Origin of the sequence: Methylobacterium sp. PvP105 (genome assembly GCF_017876975.1) — a bacterium.
GTDB lineage: Bacteria > Pseudomonadota > Alphaproteobacteria > Rhizobiales > Beijerinckiaceae > Methylobacterium > Methylobacterium radiotolerans.
Genome location: NZ_JAGIPA010000001.1, coordinates 1,447,360 through 1,459,179 on the forward strand (window position 1 = coordinate 1,447,360; position 11,820 = coordinate 1,459,179).

The 11,820-nt window shown below is 73.1% G+C and carries 13 protein-coding genes; 7 read left to right on the top strand and 6 right to left on the bottom strand.

Features of this window, described 5'->3' with window-relative positions:
• Positions 1-12: 12 nt before the first annotated feature.
• From J3A75_RS06895 to J3A75_RS06905, 3 genes are all read right to left on the bottom strand, one after another.
• Positions 13-384, bottom strand: coding sequence for a hypothetical protein (locus J3A75_RS06895; protein WP_012317599.1), 372 nt, complete (start codon positions 382-384; stop codon positions 13-15).
• A gap of 106 nt (positions 385-490) precedes the next feature.
• The gene (locus tag J3A75_RS06900; RefSeq protein ID WP_209649852.1) at positions 491-724 is read right to left on the bottom strand and encodes a hypothetical protein; all 234 of its coding nucleotides are present in this window, start codon (positions 722-724) and stop codon (positions 491-493) included.
• 150 nt (positions 725-874) lie between these two features.
• Positions 875-1,510, bottom strand: coding sequence for a carboxymuconolactone decarboxylase family protein (locus tag J3A75_RS06905; RefSeq protein WP_029361407.1), 636 nt, complete (start codon positions 1,508-1,510; stop codon positions 875-877).
• A 184-nt stretch (positions 1,511-1,694) separates the two neighbouring features.
• Between J3A75_RS06905 and hrpB the strand changes: the two genes are divergently transcribed.
• The 7 genes from hrpB to J3A75_RS06940 all read left to right on the top strand — a co-directional run bounded on the left by hrpB (position 1,695) and on the right by J3A75_RS06940 (position 8,769).
• Positions 1,695-4,160, top strand: a complete 2,466-nt coding sequence (gene hrpB / locus J3A75_RS06910) for an ATP-dependent helicase HrpB (RefSeq protein WP_053620241.1) — start codon at positions 1,695-1,697, stop codon at positions 4,158-4,160.
• A 41-nt stretch (positions 4,161-4,201) separates the two neighbouring features.
• Complete coding sequence (locus tag J3A75_RS06915) at positions 4,202-4,627, top strand: PaaI family thioesterase (RefSeq protein WP_012317603.1); 426 nt, start codon at positions 4,202-4,204, stop codon at positions 4,625-4,627.
• Positions 4,628-4,700: 73 nt separating this feature from the next.
• Positions 4,701-5,924, top strand: coding sequence for an SMP-30/gluconolactonase/LRE family protein (locus J3A75_RS06920; protein WP_012317604.1), 1,224 nt, complete (start codon positions 4,701-4,703; stop codon positions 5,922-5,924).
• 90 nt (positions 5,925-6,014) lie between these two features.
• On the top strand, positions 6,015-6,599 hold the full coding sequence (locus tag J3A75_RS06925; protein WP_209649854.1) for a DUF1285 domain-containing protein: 585 nt from the start codon (positions 6,015-6,017) through the stop codon (positions 6,597-6,599).
• Positions 6,596-7,267 carry a CoA pyrophosphatase gene (locus J3A75_RS06930; RefSeq protein ID WP_024831053.1) on the top strand — a complete coding sequence of 224 codons (672 nt, stop codon included), beginning with the start codon at positions 6,596-6,598 and terminating at the stop codon, positions 7,265-7,267. Before J3A75_RS06925 ends, J3A75_RS06930 begins: the two co-directional genes overlap by 4 nt.
• A gap of 9 nt (positions 7,268-7,276) precedes the next feature.
• Positions 7,277-7,534: a DUF6111 family protein gene (locus J3A75_RS06935; protein WP_012317607.1), complete on the top strand. Its 258-nt coding sequence runs from the start codon at positions 7,277-7,279 to the stop codon at positions 7,532-7,534.
• Positions 7,531-8,769 (top strand): CCA tRNA nucleotidyltransferase, encoded by a 1,239-nt coding sequence (locus tag J3A75_RS06940; protein ID WP_024831052.1) that lies wholly within the window; start codon positions 7,531-7,533, stop codon positions 8,767-8,769. Before J3A75_RS06935 ends, J3A75_RS06940 begins: the two co-directional genes overlap by 4 nt.
• 6 nt (positions 8,770-8,775) lie before the next feature.
• Here the strand turns inward: J3A75_RS06940 and J3A75_RS06945 are convergent, their stop codons facing one another.
• From J3A75_RS06945 to J3A75_RS06955, 3 genes are all read right to left on the bottom strand, one after another.
• Complete coding sequence (locus tag J3A75_RS06945; RefSeq protein ID WP_012317609.1) at positions 8,776-9,177, bottom strand: F0F1 ATP synthase subunit epsilon; 402 nt, start codon at positions 9,175-9,177, stop codon at positions 8,776-8,778.
• Positions 9,178-9,318: 141 nt separating this feature from the next.
• Positions 9,319-10,773 carry a F0F1 ATP synthase subunit beta gene (atpD, locus tag J3A75_RS06950; RefSeq protein WP_012317610.1) on the bottom strand — a complete coding sequence of 485 codons (1,455 nt, stop codon included), beginning with the start codon at positions 10,771-10,773 and terminating at the stop codon, positions 9,319-9,321.
• Between the two features lie 42 nt (positions 10,774-10,815).
• The gene (locus J3A75_RS06955) at positions 10,816-11,706 is read right to left on the bottom strand and encodes a F0F1 ATP synthase subunit gamma (RefSeq protein ID WP_209649856.1); all 891 of its coding nucleotides are present in this window, start codon (positions 11,704-11,706) and stop codon (positions 10,816-10,818) included.
• Between the last annotated feature and the right edge of the window lie 114 nt (positions 11,707-11,820).

Here is an 11,820-nt window from a genome sequence, read left to right on the forward strand (position 1 = left end):
GCAACCCCCGGCTCACCAGCCGCGATAGCCGTAGCCACCCTCGTATTCGCCGCGCCAGTGGCGGGCCGGGCCGTAGCCGACCGGGACTCGCTCGTAGGTCACGGTCCGGCGGGTGGCGTAGACCGGCGCCTCCTCCTCGTAGACGCGGTAGACCGGGGCCGGCCGCACGACCACGGGGGCCGGGGCGTAGCCGTAATCCGCGTCGCCGTAACCGTAGCCGGGCGCCGCGTGGGCCTGGGTCGCGGCGCCGATCAGCGCGCCGGCCGCGAGGCCGCCGATGATCCCGGCCGCGATGGCGCCGCCGCCGCGGGCCTCGGCGGTCGTGGAGGCCAGGGTACCCGCGCCGATCAGCGCGGCGGCCGAGAGCAGAGCGATGCGTGTCATGACCTGTCTCCAGAGGAAGCACGGAGCGCCTGGGCGCTCCGGATCACGGGAGAGACAATGCCGCGCCCGCGCTGCACCGAAGCTGAAGCCGGCCTGCAGCCACGGTTCAGCTTGTCGGCCCGACCTCCGGATCGGGGGCGGTCCGGACGTAGCCGCGGGAGATCAGGCGGCTGCGCTCGCGCGTGCGCCGCTCCGCCTCCATCAGGTCGGACAGGGCGTCGGCGATCGCGCAGCGCAGGGCGATCCCGGCATCGCCGCCCGCGAAGCCGAGATACGCCGAGCTGATCGCCTCGACGGGACAGGCGTGATCGTCGCGCTGGGCCATGACCTGGGTCAGCATCGGGTTCTCCTTCGTCGCGTCCGGGAACGAAAAGAGAACAAGCTATAAGGGTTAACGTTCCGTCAACGGCGGCCGGGCCGGCCGCGCTCGACCGGCCAAACCCTGTGGACAACGCCATTCCCGGTGCCGGGCAGCTGTGGATAAGCCGGCTCACTCGGGCATGCGCGGCAGCGGCTTGCCGTCGGCGGGAATCGGGTAGCGGGCCGCGTTCAGCTCCATCGCCAGGAACGTGTAGTAGCCCGAGATCGCCGCCAGATCGACGACGCCGGGCTTGCCGAACCGGGCCTCGGCGCGCGCGAAGGTCGCGTCGGAGACGCGCCTCGTGTCCTGGAGCTCGGCGGTGAAATCGTACACGAGGGTCTCGTCGTCGCTCATCTTCGCCGGCCGGCGGCCGTCGCGGATCGCCGCGATGATGTCGGCGGAGATGCCGGCCTTCTCGGCGATCGGCGCGTGGACGTACCACTCGTAGTCCTGCGTCCAGCGGCGGGCGGTCATCAGGATCACCAGCTCCGAGAGCGTAGTGCCGATCTTCGGCTTGAAGCGGAGATAGTCGCCCATCGACCGGGCGAGCGTCATCACCTCCGGCGAGTACATGAGCGGCTCGAACGGCCCGAAGGGCGGCTTGCCGCGCGCCTGCGCGAAGGCCTCAGCCGCCTGTCTCTGCTCGGGAGAGTAGTCCCGGGGCGGGATGGTCGGCAGCCGGTCCTGCGCCGGCGCCGCCGTGACCGCCAGAGGCAGGACCACGGAGAGGGCGGCGAGGGTAGGCGCGCGGCGGCGGAGGGTCATCGTTTCGCTCCCGTCGGATCTGTGCAGTCGCGCCGCACGATCGCGGCGGCGCCGCGCAGTTGCCAGAGCTCGGGACGGGGAGCCCGTGTCGAATCGTGCCCGGCGTCACGGGACGCCGGACGCGGCGCCGACCCGGGTTCGCGCCGGTTGCGCTCGGCGCCGCGCCGCGCCATCAGCGGCCGCGATGGCCGGTTCCGTACCCGTGCTGCCGATCGAGGCGGCGCTCCCCGATCTGCGCCGCGCGCTCGCCGCGCGGAACGCCGCCGTCCTGGTGGCGCCCCCGGGCGCCGGCAAGACGACCCGCGTGCCCCTCGACCTCCTGGCGGCGCCCTGGCTCGACGGGCGCAAGATCATCCTGCTGGAGCCGCGCCGCCTCGCGGCCCGGGCCGCCGCCGCGCGGATGGCCCAGACGCTGGGCGAGCCGGTCGGCGGGACGGTCGGCCTGCGCGTCCGCCTCGGCTCGAAGATCTCGGGCCGCACGCGGATCGAGGTCGTCACCGAGGGCGTCTTCACCCGGATGATCCTGGACGATCCGGAGCTGTCCGGAATCGGCGCCGTCCTGTTCGACGAGTTCCACGAGCGTTCCCTCGACGCCGATCTCGGCCTCGCGCTGGCGCTCGACGCGCAGGGCGGCCTGCGGGAGGACCTGCGGATCCTCGTCATGTCGGCGACCCTCGACGGCGCCCGGGTCGCGCGGCTGATGGGCGACGCCCCGGTGGTCGCCTCCGAGGGCCGCGCCTTCCCGGTGGAGACCCGGTACGTGGAGCGCGACCCGAACCGTCGGGTCGAGGACTCGGTCGCCGAGGTCACCTTGCGCGCCCTGCGGGCGGATCCGGGCTCGATCCTGGTGTTCCTGCCCGGACAGGCGGAGATCCGCCGGACCACCGACCTGCTGGCCGAGACGGTCGGGCCCGACGTGCAGCTCGCGCCGCTCTACGGCGCGCTGACGCCCGCCGAGCAGGACCGCGCCGTCGCGCCGGCGTCCGCCGGCACCCGGAAGGTCGTCCTCGCGACCAGCATCGCCGAGACCTCCCTGACCATCGAGGGCGTCCGGATCGTGGTCGATTCGGGGCTGGCGCGGGTCCCGGTCTACGAGCCGGGCCTCGGCCTGACCCGTCTGGTCACGGCCCGCGCCTCTCGCGCTTCCGTGGACCAGCGCCGGGGCCGTGCCGGACGCACCGAGCCCGGCCTCTGCTGGCGGCTCTGGTCCGAGGCCGGCACGAACGCCCTGGAGCCGTTCACGCGGCCCGAGATCCTGTCGGCCGACCTCGCCGGGCTGCTCCTCGACTGCGCCGCCTGGGGCGTGACCGACCCCGGCGCGCTCGCCTTCCTCGACCCGCCCCCGGCGCCCGCCCTGGCGGAGGCCCGCGCCCTGCTGAGCGAGCTGGGCGCGCTCGACGCCGACGGCCGCCTGACGCCGGTCGGCGCGCGGCTGCGGGCGCTGCCGCTGCCGCCGCGGCTCGCCCGGATGGTGACGGTGGCGGCCGGCACCGGTCAGGCCCGGGCCGCCGCCGACCTCGCCGCCGTGCTGGTGGAGCGGGGCCTCGGGGGCGACGGGGTCGACCTCGACGAGCGGGTCGAGCGGTTCCGCCGCGACCGGGGCGGGCGCGCCGCCGACATGCGCCGGCTCGCCGAGAGCTGGGCCCGGATCGCCGGGGCGGGAGGTCCCGCGAGCCCGGACGCCGGCCCCTCCGGCGCCGGGCCGCTCCTGGCGCTCGCCTATCCGGACCGCGTGGCCCGGGCGCGCGGCCGCGAGGGCGAGTTCGTGATGGCGAGCGGCCGGGCCGGGCGCCTCGACCCGGCGAGCCCGCTCGCCCGCGAGACCCATCTGGTGATCGCCGACCTCGCCGGATCGGCCGGGAACGCCCGGATCCTCGCCGCGGCGGCGATCGGCGCCGAGGCGATCGAACGGCTGTTCGCCGACCGGATCGAGTCGCGCACCGAGATCGCCTTCGATCCGCCGGCAGCCGCCCTGCGGGCGCGGGCGGTCCGGCGACTCGGCGCGGTCAGTCTCGGATCACGGCCGCTGCCGGTGCCGTCAGACATGGACAGCGCCGCGATTCTGGCGCGCGGCATCGCCGATCTCGGGATCGACCGGCTTCCGTGGACGCCGGCCCTGGCGCAGTGGCGAGCCCGGGTGAACTTCCTCCGCGCCGCCGAGGGCGCTGCCTGGCCCGACCTGTCGGACCAGGCGCTGGCCCGGACGGCGGAGACGTGGCTGGCGCCGTCCCTCGTGGGTCGCGCCGGCCTGGCGTCGGTCACGGCGGGCGATCTGGCGGACGCTCTCCAGGCGCTGCTGCCCTGGGACCTGCGCGCTCGGCTCGACGCGGAGGCGCCGACCCATGTCGAGGTGCCGACCGGCTCGCGCATCCCCGTGGATTACACGGCCGAGGAACCGGCGCTGGCGGTCCGGGTGCAGGAGCTGTTCGGCCTCGACCGGCACCCGCGGGCCGGTGGCCGGCCGCTGGTCTTGCACCTGCTGTCGCCGGCGCAGCGGCCGATCCAGATCACCCGGGACCTGCCGGGCTTCTGGCGCGGCTCCTGGGCGGCGGTGCGTTCCGAGATGCGCGGGCGCTACCCGCGCCATCCCTGGCCGGAGGATCCGCTCAGCGAGGCGCCGACCCGGCGGGCCAAGCCCCGGGGAACCTGACATCCGCCCACCGAAACCTCGACACGAACGGACCCGACGCGATGACTACGGATAAGGATGCCTACGATCCCGCCGCCGAGGGCTGGGCGCTGGTGGAGGACAAGGGCTTCATCGCCCATGTCGGGCCGCTGCACGTCCGCGGCGCGGACGGCGCCTACGCGTTCCGGGCCGATCAGAAGCACGCCAACCTGATCGGCGTGGTCCACGGCGGCATGCTGATGAGCTTCGCCGACCGGGCTCTCGGCGAGACCGCGATGCGCGCCGCCGAAGGCGCCAACTGCGTGACGATCCAGCTGGAGATGAAGTTCATCGATGTCGGCCGCCTCGGCGACTGGATCGAGATCCGGCCGCAGGTCGTCAAGCGCACCGGCTCCCTCGTGTTCATGCGCGGCGACGTCCGCGACGGCACCCGTCTCCTCGCCTCGGCGGACGGCGTCTGGAAGATCCTGCGGCGCCGGCCCAGTTGACCGGCTCAGGACAGGTGTCCTAGCCTGCCGGCGCGCGCCGCGGCCCGTTGCAGGATGCGCGGGGGAGGATCGTATGCGACCGTCGCGGACCGATGCATCCGGGATCGCGGCCGAGCGCGGCCGTGTCCCGCCCTCCCGGCGCACGGTCCTCGCGGCCCTAGGAACACTCGCCGTCACGGCCGGCGACGCGGCGGCGCAGCCCGCGCCGCCCAGCACGGTGACGAGCCCGCCGCGCGACTTCCGCCCGGGAGCGCCGCCGACCACCTACTTCACCGATCCGGACATCGTCACGGTCGACCCGGCCTTCGAGCCCTACATCGTGCCGAACAGCGCCATCCGCCGGCTCTGGACCGGCGCCCTCTGGGCGGAGGGACCGGCCTGGAACGCCGTCGGCCGCTACCTCGTCTGGAGCGACATCCCGAACAACCGACAGATGCGCTGGCTGGAGGAGGACGGGCACGTCTCGACCTTCCGCATGCCGAGCAACAATTCCAACGGCAACAGCTTCGATCGCCAGGGGCGGCAGCTCACCTGCGAGCACGCCACCGGGCGCGTCGTCCGCTACGAGCTCGACGGCTCGGCGACGGTCCTGGCCGATTCGTTCGAGGGGAAGCCGCTCAACTCCCCCAACGACGTGGTCCAGCACCCGGACGGCGCGTACTGGTTCTCCGATCCGCCCTACGGCGCGCTCCTCTACGAGGGCCTCCCCGACGCGGCGGGCGGTCCGAGCAACCCGCACGGCCATCTCGATCCGCGGCTCGGCCAGCCGGCCGGGACCGGCCCGCGGCGCCGCGTGCTGCCGAACGCGGTCTACCGGATCGACCCGTCCGGGCGGGTCGACCGGGTTCTCACCGACGACGAGGTGCCCGACCCCAACGGCCTGTGCTTCTCGCCCGATCACCGGACGCTCTACGTCTGCTCCACCGGGAAGGGGCCCGGCGATACCGGACCCGGCGGCAAGGGCGAGATCTACGCCTTCGACGTCGGGACCGGGGCGGCGCTGTCGAACAAGCGCCTGTTCTCGGACTGCGTCGTGGACGGGGTGAAATGCGGGCCCGACGGCCTGCGGGCCGACGTCGACGGCAATCTCTGGGTGTCGAGCAACGCCGGTCGTGCCGTGGGCTACAACGGCGTCACCGTCTGGACACCGCGGGGCAAGCTCATCGGGCGGATCCGCCTGCCGGAAGTGTGCGGGAATCTCACCTTCGGCGGTCCCAAGCGCAACCGCCTGTTCATGGCGGCGAGCCAGTCGCTCTACGCCGTGACGGTGAACACCCAGGGTGCCGGTCCGGCCTAGGATCCCGCCCCTGCGGTCCGGCAAGGGAGCGGCGCCGATCCTCCGGTCGGCCATGGCTGAGCGGGCATCGGGACGCTATCTGTCACGGGCATGAGCGAGGATCCCGCCCCCGACCCGACCTTGAGCCGCCTCAGCGCGGCCCTGGGGGAGCTGCCGAAGCGCGGACTGCCGCCGGTGGAGCGGTGGGACCCGCCCTATTGCGGCGCCATCGACATCCGCATCGCGGCGGACGGGACGTGGTTCCACAACGGCTCGCCGATCCGCCGGGACAAGCTGGTCAGGCTGTTCGCCAGCATCCTGCGGCGCGAGCCGGACGGCCGGACCGTCCTGGTCACGCCGGTGGAGAGCGTCGGCATCACCGTGGACGACGCGGCCTTCGTGGCCGTCGAGATGGCGGTGGACGGGAGCGGGGCGGAGCGGCGCGTCTCCTTCCGGACCAACGTCGACGATCTGGTCAGCGTCGATGCCGAGCACGCCCTTCGCTTCGAGGCGGCACCGGACGGGGCGCTGAAGCCCTACCTCCATGTCCGCCGCGGGCTGTGGGCGCTCGTGACCCGGGCGCTCACCTACGACCTCGTGGATCTCGCCGAGGAGCACGTCGTCGACGGGAAGCCCTGGCTCGGCCTGTGGGCCGGCGGCGCCTTCCACACGATCGCGCCGGTCGCCGCCGCGTGAGCGACCCGCTCGCCGATTTCCTCGCCCGCGCCGCCGCCGGCCTGTCGCCGGCTCCGCCCGGGCCGGACGATCCGACCTCCAATCCGCGAGGCGACCACAGCCTCGATCCGGACGGGACGGCCGTGATCCCGCCGCCGCCGCACCGCCGAGCCGCCGTCCTCGTGCCGGTCGTGCCGCGCGCGGACGGGCCGACCCTGATCCTGACGATGCGGGCCGCCAACCTGCGCGACCATTCCGGGCAGGTGGCGCTGCCGGGGGGCAAGATCGATCCCGCCGATCCCGGGCCCGCGGACGCGGCCCTGCGCGAGGCCTTCGAGGAGATCGGGCTTCCGCCCGAGTCGGTGCGGCTCCTCGGCTATCTCGACCCGTACCTCTCGGGCACCGGCTTCCTCGTGACCCCGGTCATCGGCTTGGTCGATCCCGGCGCGGTCCTGACGCCGAACCCGAACGAGGTGGCCGACGTCTTCGAGGTGCCGCTCGCGTTCCTCTTGGACCCGGAACGCTACCGCCTGCGCTCCCGCGCGTGGCAGGGCCGCGAGCGCTGGTTCTACGCCCTGACCTTCGGCGAGCGGCTGATCTGGGGCGTCACCGCCGGAATCCTGAATAATCTGCGCGAACGGCTCTACCCGGAGGCCGGGCCGGGCGACGCCGGGCGCCCGGCGCGTTAGGCTGGCCCCATGCTCCGCCGCGTCCTCGAAGAGTTCGGCCTCTTCCTCGTCCCCTTCGCGCTGTTCCTGGTCTACCTGCTGCTGTCCGGCCGCAATCCCCTGCGGCGGGTCCACTGGGACGCCCACCTGTTCCGCCTCGTCCTGGCCGGGCTGGCGGTGGTGATCGGCACCCTCGTCTACGAGGGGCTGTTCTCCGAACGCCGCCAGGGGGGCTACGTGCCGACCCACATGGAGAACGGCCGCCTCGTGCCCGGCGGCTTCCGGTGAGCCGCGCCCTCGATCCGGCGGGCCTGAGCGCGCTGCTCGAACGCCCGGGGGTGCGCCGCGTCCTCGCCGCCCTGGACGCGCCGGGCGCGGAGACCCGGCTGGTCGGCGGCTGCGTCCGCGACGCGCTCCTCGGCGCGCAGACCGCCGACATCGACATGGCGACCACGCACCGGCCCGAGGCGGTGATGCGGGCGGCGCAGCGGGCGCACGGCCTCAAGGCGGTGCCGACCGGCATCGAGCACGGCACCGTCACCCTGGTGACCGAGGACGGGCCGATCGAGGTCACGACCCTGCGCGAGGACGTCGAGACCGACGGGCGGCACGCGGTCGTCCGCTTCGGCACCGACTTCCTGCGCGACGCCGAGCGCCGGGACTTCACCGTCAACGCGCTCTCCCTCGGCGCCGACGGGAGCCTGCACGACCCGGTGGGCGGCCGCCCCGACCTCGCGGCCGGGCGGGTGCGCTTCATCGGTGACCCGGCGACACGGATCCGCGAGGACGCGCTGCGGATCCTGCGCTTCTTCCGCTTCCATGCCCGGTTCGGTGCCGGCGCGCCCGACGCCGCGGCCCTGGCTGCCTGCGTGGCCGCGCGGGACAGCCTCGACCGGCTCTCGCGCGAGCGCGTGCGCGCGGAGTTCCTGAAGCTGCTGGCGGCCCCCGGCGGCCCGGCACTAATGACGACGCTGAGCGCGACCGGCCTGCTGGCGCGGATCACCGGCGGCGTCGGGGAACTCGGACGGCTCGCGCGCGCCGCCGCGGCGGGCCTGCCCCCGGTGAAGCGCCTCGCGGCTCTCGCCGTCGGCGCCCGGCACGATGCCGACCGGCTGCGCGAGCGGCTGCGTCTCTCGAAGAGCGAGCACGGACACCTCCTCGGCTACGCCGAGGTGCTGGCCGATCTCCACGGATGCGCGGCGCTGGACGCCGTCGCGGCGCGGGCCCTGGCGGCGCGGTACGGCCTGTCGCCCTTGGCCGACACGCTGGCGATCCTGGCCGGGGAGCCGCGGCCCGTCGTGACGGAGGCGGCGCGGGCGGCCCTGCGGGCCCTGGAGGGGGAGGGGGCGTCGCCCGCCTTCCCCCTGGCGGGTGCGGACCTGGTGGCGGCCGGGGTGGCGCCGGGCCCCGGCATCGGGCGCGGGCTGGCCGCGGCGCGGAAAGTCTGGCTGGAGCGGGGCTGCCCGACGGACGCCGCCGCGCGGGCCGACCTGCTGGCGCGGGCGCTGGAGAGCGCCCGCTGACCGGGATCAGAGCTTGAGGAGCGCCTTGGTCTCCTGGAGCTGGACGATCTGGCCGTTCAGCTCCTCGCGCTTCTGCAGGTCCTCGGTGGCGTCGCGCTGCATCTCGACCGCCTCGATGTCCCGGTCGAGGGATTCGTGGGTCAGCTCCTCGATCGGGGCGGCGCGCTCGGCCAGCACGGTCACGGCCGTCGGCCCGATATCGGCGAAGCCGCCGCGGACGTAGATCCGCTTGCCGCTGCCCTGGCTCTCGGTGATCACGATGACGCCGACGCGCAGGGAGGTCAGCACGGGCGCGTGGCCCGGCATCACGGTCATCTCGCCCTCGGTGCCGGGCAGCTGAACGGCGGTCACCTCGCCGGAATACAGCGTCCGCTCGGGGCCGACGAAATCGAAGTGGAAGGTGGCCATGGCCTGACGTGTTCCCGGATCGGCGGCACGCGCCCCGCCTCGCGGGCGGAGCGTCTCGGAAAAGGCTGCGCGGACGGCACCGGTCAGGGTCGCCCGCGCAGCCTCTGCCCCCTTCCCGCGCGGGGAAGGGGTGGTGTCGTCTTACGCGGCCTTGAGCTTCTTGGCCTTCTCCTGGGCCTCCTCGATGGTGCCGACCATGTAGAAGGCGGCCTCCGGGAGGTCGTCGTAGTCGCCGTTCACCAGGCCCTTGAAGCCCTTGATGGTGTCTTCCAGCGCCACCTGCTTGCCCGGCGAGCCGGTGAAGACCTCGGCGACGGAGAAGGGCTGCGAGAAGAAGCGCTCGATCTTGCGGGCGCGGGCGACGGTCAGCTTATCCTCCTCGGACAGCTCGTCCATGCCCAGAATCGCGATGATGTCCTGGAGCGCCTTGTAGCGCTGCAGGGTCTGCTGGACGCGGCGGGCGACGTCGTAGTGCTCCTCGCCGAGGATCGCCGGCGACAGCATGCGCGAGGTCGAGTCCAGCGGATCCACCGCCGGGTAGATGCCCTTCTCGGCGATCGAGCGCGACAGCACGGTCGTGGCGTCGAGGTGGGCGAAGGAGGCGGCGGGCGCCGGGTCGGTCAGGTCGTCGGCCGGCACGTAGATGGCCTGCACCGAGGTGATCGAGCCCTTGGTCGTGGTGGTGATGCGCTCCTGGAGGGCGCCCATGTCGGTGGCGAGGGTCGGCTGGTAGCCCACCGCCGAGGGGATGCGGCCGAGGAGCGCCGACACCTCGGAGCCCGCCTGCGTGAAGCGGAAGATGTTGTCGACGAAGAACAGCACGTCCTGGCCGTCGTCGCGGAACTGCTCGGCGATGGTCAGGCCGGTCAGGGCGACGCGCGAGCGGGCGCCGGGCGACTCGTTCATCTGGCCGTAGACCAGGGCGCACTTCGAGCCCTCGGCGGAGCCGTGCTCCTTCGGGTCGACGTTCACCTTGGACTCGATCATCTCGTGGTAGAGGTCGTTGCCCTCGCGGGTGCGCTCACCCACGCCGGCGAAGACCGAGTAGCCCGAGTGCACCTTCGCGATGTTGTTGATCAGCTCCATGATCAGCACGGTCTTGCCGACGCCGGCGCCGCCGAACAGGCCGATCTTGCCGCCCTTCGCGTAGGGGGCGAGCAGGTCCACCACCTTGATGCCGGTGACGAGGATCTGCGCCTCGGTCGACTGCTCGGCGTAGGAGGGGGCCGGCTGGTGGATGGCGCGGTAGGTGGTGGCCTGGACCGGGCCGGCCTCGTCGATCGGCTCGCCGATGACGTTCATGATGCGGCCGAGGGTATTCATGCCGACGGGAACCTTGATCGGCTCGCCGGTGTCGGTGCACTCCTGGCCGCGGGTCAGGCCCTCCGACGTGTCCATGGCGATGCAGCGGACGGTGTTCTCGCCGAGCTGCTGGGCGACCTCGAGGACGAGGCGGGCGCCGTTGTTCTTGGTCTCCAGGGCGTTCAGGATCTCGGGCAGGTGGCCCTCGAACTGCACGTCGACCACGGGGCCGATGACCTGGGTGATCTTGCCGACCTTGTTGGAGCCGGTGCCGGGGAGTGCGGTGTTCGCCATGGTAAACCTACCCTTCAAGCTGTGCGGTCGGGTCGCGGTGCCTCAGAGGGCTTCCGCGCCCGAGATGATCTCGATGAGTTCCTTGGTGATCATGGCCTGACGGGTCCGGTTGTAGACCAGCGTCTGCTTCTTGATCATTTCGCCCGCGTTGCGGGTGGCCGAGTCCATGGCGCTCATGCGGGCGCCCTGCTCGGAGGCGGCGTTCTCCAGGAGCGCCCGGTAGATCTGCACCGTCAGGTTCTTCGGCAGCAGCGTCTCCAGGATCGCCTCCTCGGACGGCTCGAATTCCAGGGCGGCGTTGCCGGCGGCCGCCTTCGCGGTCGTGTCGGCAGCGGGCAGCTCCGCCGGGATCAGGCGCTGGGCGGTCGGGATCTGCGAGATCACCGAGCGGAACTCGGAGTAGAACAGGGTCGCGACGTCGAACTCGCCGGCCTCGAAGCGCGTCAGGATCTTGTCGGCGATGCTGGCGGCGAACTCGTAATCCACCGGCCGGTTGCCGCGGATATCCGTGCTCTCGACGATCTGGTCGCGGTACTGGCGGCGCAGCGCGTCGAGGCCCTTCTTGCCCACCGTCATGATCTTGACGGTCTTGCCCTCGGCGGCGAGCTTCTGAGCGTATTCGCGCACCGCGAGGCGGACGATCGACGAGTTGAACGCGCCGGCGAGGCCGCGGTCACCGGTGCAGACCACCAGCAGGTGCGTCTGCTCCGAGCCGGTGCCGGAGAGAAGCTTCGGGGCGCCGACGCCGCCGACGAGGTTGCCGGCGAGGTTGCCGAGCACCGCGGACATCTTCTCGGCGTAGGGACGGCCGGCCTCGGCGGCCATCTGCGCCCGGCGCAGCTTGGCGGCGGCGACCATCTGCATGGCCTTGGTGATCTTCTGCGTCGCCTTCACCGAGGTGATGCGGTTGCGCAGGTCCTTCAAACTCGCCATCGGGTGAGGTCCAGGTCCGTTCTATGGGCCTCTCCTTCCCTCGGCGGGAAGGAGCCGGAAGTGCGGGCGGTGCAGCGGGGACCGGGATCCCCCCGCACCACCCGAGATCCCTCC

Coding starts and splice junctions, on each gene's coding strand:
- J3A75_RS06955 (WP_209649856.1), bottom strand. CDS start 11,706: ATGGCGAGTTTGAAGGACCTGCGCAACCGCATCACCTCGGTGAAGGCG.
- J3A75_RS06915 (WP_012317603.1), top strand. CDS start 4,202: ATGACTACGGATAAGGATGCCTACGATCCCGCCGCCGAGGGCTGGGCG.
- atpD (WP_012317610.1), bottom strand. CDS start 10,773: ATGGCGAACACCGCACTCCCCGGCACCGGCTCCAACAAGGTCGGCAAG.
- J3A75_RS06925 (WP_209649854.1), top strand. CDS start 6,015: ATGAGCGAGGATCCCGCCCCCGACCCGACCTTGAGCCGCCTCAGCGCG.
- J3A75_RS06935 (WP_012317607.1), top strand. CDS start 7,277: ATGCTCCGCCGCGTCCTCGAAGAGTTCGGCCTCTTCCTCGTCCCCTTC.
- J3A75_RS06900 (WP_209649852.1), bottom strand. CDS start 724: ATGCTGACCCAGGTCATGGCCCAGCGCGACGATCACGCCTGTCCCGTC.
- J3A75_RS06945 (WP_012317609.1), bottom strand. CDS start 9,177: ATGGCCACCTTCCACTTCGATTTCGTCGGCCCCGAGCGGACGCTGTAT.
- J3A75_RS06895 (WP_012317599.1), bottom strand. CDS start 384: ATGACACGCATCGCTCTGCTCTCGGCCGCCGCGCTGATCGGCGCGGGT.
- J3A75_RS06920 (WP_012317604.1), top strand. CDS start 4,701: ATGCGACCGTCGCGGACCGATGCATCCGGGATCGCGGCCGAGCGCGGC.
- J3A75_RS06905 (WP_029361407.1), bottom strand. CDS start 1,510: ATGACCCTCCGCCGCCGCGCGCCTACCCTCGCCGCCCTCTCCGTGGTC.
- hrpB (WP_053620241.1), top strand. CDS start 1,695: ATGGCCGGTTCCGTACCCGTGCTGCCGATCGAGGCGGCGCTCCCCGAT.